This window comes from uncultured Planktosalinus sp. (assembly GCF_963973675.1).
Lineage (GTDB): Bacteria > Bacteroidota > Bacteroidia > Flavobacteriales > Flavobacteriaceae > Planktosalinus.
Genome location: NZ_CAXBAN010000245.1, coordinates 1 through 4,151 on the forward strand (window position 1 = coordinate 1; position 4,151 = coordinate 4,151).

General features: G+C 35.0%; 2 protein-coding genes and 1 pseudogene. 2 read left to right on the forward strand and 1 reads right to left on the reverse strand.

Annotated elements, in window-relative coordinates:
* Positions 1–311 precede the first annotated feature (311 nt).
* Complete coding sequence (locus tag AACY61_RS09770; protein WP_339611389.1) at positions 312–674, forward strand: CoA-binding protein; 363 nt, start codon at positions 312–314, stop codon at positions 672–674.
* Here AACY61_RS09770 and AACY61_RS09775 read toward each other — a convergent pair.
* A complete protein-coding gene (locus AACY61_RS09775; protein ID WP_339611390.1) occupies positions 645–2,093 on the reverse strand; it encodes a sodium:solute symporter in 1,449 nt (482 codons plus the stop codon). The genes AACY61_RS09770 and AACY61_RS09775 overlap by 30 nt on opposite strands.
* 89 nt (positions 2,094–2,182) lie before the next feature.
* Here AACY61_RS09775 and AACY61_RS09780 point away from each other — a divergent pair.
* A pseudogene (locus AACY61_RS09780) lies at positions 2,183–4,151 on the forward strand (hypothetical protein); the annotation flags it as partial.

The window sequence follows — 4,151 nt, forward strand, 5'->3', positions numbered from 1 at the left end:
TTGATGAATAAATTGGTTTAAAATAATACCTTGTTATACCTAATTGCTTGATGAGAGCTTTTAAATTAATAAAACAAGGTTTGGTTGTATGACTTTAATTTTTTGGTTTTGTTACAAGTTTGTTTAAAATTAACAAAATTAATCTCGTTACAAATGTAAACTCGGGGTATTAACCCCGAGTTTTGCTTTACCACGAAAATTAACACTAACCATCAACGTAAATTTTTTGGGTAAAGCGAAATATATTTCTAATTTAAAGACGATTCTTTTTAAAAAGTGTTACACTTACTTAATTTATTTAACTTTACATTATGAATAAAAAAACATTAGTATTAGGAGCTAGTACAAATCCATCAAGGTATTCTTTTTTGGCGATTAATAAATTAGTTGATAATCAATGTGAAGTTGTAGCAATAGGTTTGAAGAAAGGAAAAGTTGCAGGTGTTAATATTGAAATTGAAAAAATTCCTTTTAATAAAATTGACACTCTCACACTGTATTTGAACCCTCAAAGACAAGTGGAATATTATGAATATGTTTTGGATTTGAAACCAAACCGTGTGATTTTTAATCCTGGAACAGAAAACCAGGAGTTTTATAAAATTCTAACTGAAAAAGGTATTAAGTATGAAATTGCATGTACACTAGTACTCCTTGGAACGAATCAATACTAACCCCATAAAGGCAAGGAAGCCATTTAAAATAAGGATAAAGAATCCAAACTCAAAACCAAACCATATTGAACTATTGACGCTAATGATATATGACAAAATTGGCGAAAGAATTGCTATGATAGGAACCCACTTATCCTTCACGTTCCATTTTGTAAATAGACCAAAAGCAAACAGAGCCAGCAAAGGTCCATAAGTATAACCTGCAAAAGTAAACAAGCGTTCAATGACGCTTTCATTTTTAATGATGTATTCAAAAATGAGCATGGTAACTATGAAAACCAATGCAACAACTTTATGAACCTGCTTTCTGACTTTTAATTGTTTTTCGGGGCTGTATTTCTTTTCAATATTTAGTATATCGATACAAAATGAAGTAGTGAGGGATGTTAATGTTCCATCTGCACTTGAAAATGCTGCTGCTATTAATCCTAAACAAAAAAAGATTGCCATTGTTAAACCTAAACCTGATTGGGTAGCGATAGTTGGAAATAAAAGGTCGGGCCGTTCCACACTAATACTGTTTTCTTGTGCAAATGATATTAGTAAAAGACCCAAAACAAGAAATATTAAATTAACTATTACTAGAACAACAGTAAACCAAAACATGTTTTTTTGTGCATCCTTCAACGTTTTACATGTTAAGTTTTTTTGCATCATGTCCTGATCAAGACCAGTCATAACAATAGTTATAAATGCACCACTTAAAAATTGTTTCCAAAAGAAGTTGGCACTTTTAAAATCATCAAAAAAGAACATTTTTGACAATTCACTATCGCTCACAAAACCAATTAAATCACTCCCGGCAATTCCTAAACTATCTGATAAATAATAAATTGCTATACCTGCAGCACTTAACATAAAAAGAGTTTGAAGAGTGTCTGTCCATACAATCGTATTGATTCCACTTTTAAAAGTATAAAGCCAAATAAACAAAATGGTGATAGAAACAGTCGCCCAAAACGGAAAACCTGCTGCGTCAAATATGAGGGTTTGAAAAACTACAGCTACCAGATACAGTCTAAAACTTGAGCCAATTAGTCGTGATAATAGAAAAAATGAAGCCCCTGTCTTGTGTGAAACTTTTCCAAACCTGTCCCCAAGGTAGGTGTAAATGGAAGTTAAATTTAAACGGTAATAAAGTGGTAGTAAAACAAGGCCAACCACTGCATACCCTAATATATACCCTAAAACAACTTGATAATACCCAAACTGTGAAGCCTCCACCCATCCGGGCACCGAGATAAAAGTAACACCACTTAGTGAGGCACCAACCATTCCAAAGGCAACCAAATACCAAGGGGATTGCTTTCCGGCTTTGAAAAAGTCTGCGTTGCTTCCATCTTTATTGGTGAAATGTGAGATTATTAGCAAAACGCCAAAATAACTTAGAATAAGCAGGAGAATATGAGATGGTTGCATTTGTAAGTCGATAAAATTGAAGGCATAAAAGTACAAATATTGTTCACTAATGGTAATTAATTTTTTTACTTTTGGTAAAAAAATTGAGCATGAAACAAATTAATGTAGTGTTATTTTTGTCAATAGCATTTTTTCTGAATTTAACGACTTCAAATGCCCAGGCTGAATATCAATTAATGATAGATGAGGGAACCCATAAAGTAGCAGATGTACAACAAATTGCTGAGGCTTTTTTTCAGGATAAACCCAAGGGCAGGGGCTCAGGGGATAAGCAATACAAAAGATGGGAATATATGGCTTTAAGAATGATGGATGAGTCCGGCTATCTTAAAGCACCGGAATTTTATATTGAGGAACTGCAAGAGTTTAATAACGCTTTAAATGAAAAGGCAAACAGGAATTTTTTAAATGATAACTGGGAAGAAATGGGACCGGTAAGTTGGAACGCAACTACAAGCTGGAATCCCGGAGTAGGTAGAGTCACTGCATTTTCAATTGATGAAAATAATGAAAATCATATAATTATTGGAGCAGAAACTGGTGGCGTTTGGAAATCAATTGATGGTGGTCTAAACTGGTTGCCTCTAACCGATTATTATTCGAATCTTTTTGTGTACTCAACTGCCATGTTACCAGACAATGAAGACGTTTATTTTTTTGGATCTAACATGGGTAGAATTTATAAGTCAATAGATGGTGGAGCTACATGGCAGCAAACAGGCTCAGCAGGGAATTCATTGGTTAATAAAATATTAATTCATCCTACGAATACAAACATTATGTTTGCCAGCTCACAAAACTCCGGTGTTTACAAATCAAATGACGGCGGACAAACCTGGACTAGTGTAATTGCTGATAGCAGGGGTTATGATATTGAATTTAAACAAGATGACCCTAATGTTGTTTTTGCTTCTGGCTTATTTTTTCATAAGTCAATTGATGGTGGAGATACATTTTCGGTATTGTCAGGTTTTGACAATACTGGAGCAAAAATGATTGGAGTTTCTCAAGACGATCCTGAGATAGTTTATGTAGTTGAAGCCTTTGAATCAAGGTTTAATGGTTTCTATGTATCAAACGATACAGGCCAAACTTTTTTAAAACTCAATCATGGCTCTAATAATTACTTTGGATATAGTTTAGTAGCAGATGACACTTCCGGTCAGGCACCCAGGGATATGGACATTGCAGTAAACCCAATCAATAGCAATGAAGTTCATATTGCAGGCATTCATACGTGGATGTCAACAGACGGAGGTCAAACTTTTTCAATAACATCCCATTGGGTTCCTGGAACCGCATCAGCAAATAACATCGGTTATAATCACGCAGATGTTGATATCATTCAGTTTTATGGTAATACCCTCTATACAGGAACAGATGGTGGAATTTTTAAAGCGACCAACACCACAACAATAAATTCAGACTATTATACTGACATTACTGAAGGATTGGGAATCAGACAATTTTATAAAATTGGAATTTCTCAAACAACCCCTGTAGTGGTTTCTGGTGGCTCCCAGGACAATGGAACATCTTTTTACACTGCTAGTCAAGGTTGGAGAGATTGGTTGGGGGCTGATGGGATGGAAAGTTTTATTGATAAAAACAACACCAATATTATGTATGGTACAACTCAGTTTGGCCAATTATACAGAACAACAAATGGTGGAATTACTTATTCCGGTATTAATGAACCGGGTCCCGGACAAGGAAACTGGGTGACTCCATTAGAACAAGACCCGATAGCTCCAAACACACTTTATCTTGGTTATGACCGTATCTACAAATCACAAAATAGCGGTTCAACCTGGACAGCCATTTCACAATTTTTAGGTGGTTCAGCCGATCATCTTAAAATTGCACCAAGCAATCCGGAAGTGATGTATGCATCAAGAGGCGGTCAACTCTATAAAACAACATCAGGAAGTGGTAACTGGCAACAATTATCAGGATTTGGAGGAAATATTAATTCCATAGCAATTCATCCCGTAAACCCAGATAAAGTAGCAATAGCAACCACGAGCGTTTTAAAGGTATTTATTTCAGAAGATGGAG

Excerpts from the sequence above, each read along its gene's own strand:
- AACY61_RS09770 (WP_339611389.1), top strand. The coding sequence starts at position 312 with ATGAATAAAAAAACATTAGTATTAGGAGCTAGTACAAATCCATCAAGG.
- AACY61_RS09775 (WP_339611390.1), bottom strand. The coding sequence starts at position 2,093 with ATGCAACCATCTCATATTCTCCTGCTTATTCTAAGTTATTTTGGCGTT.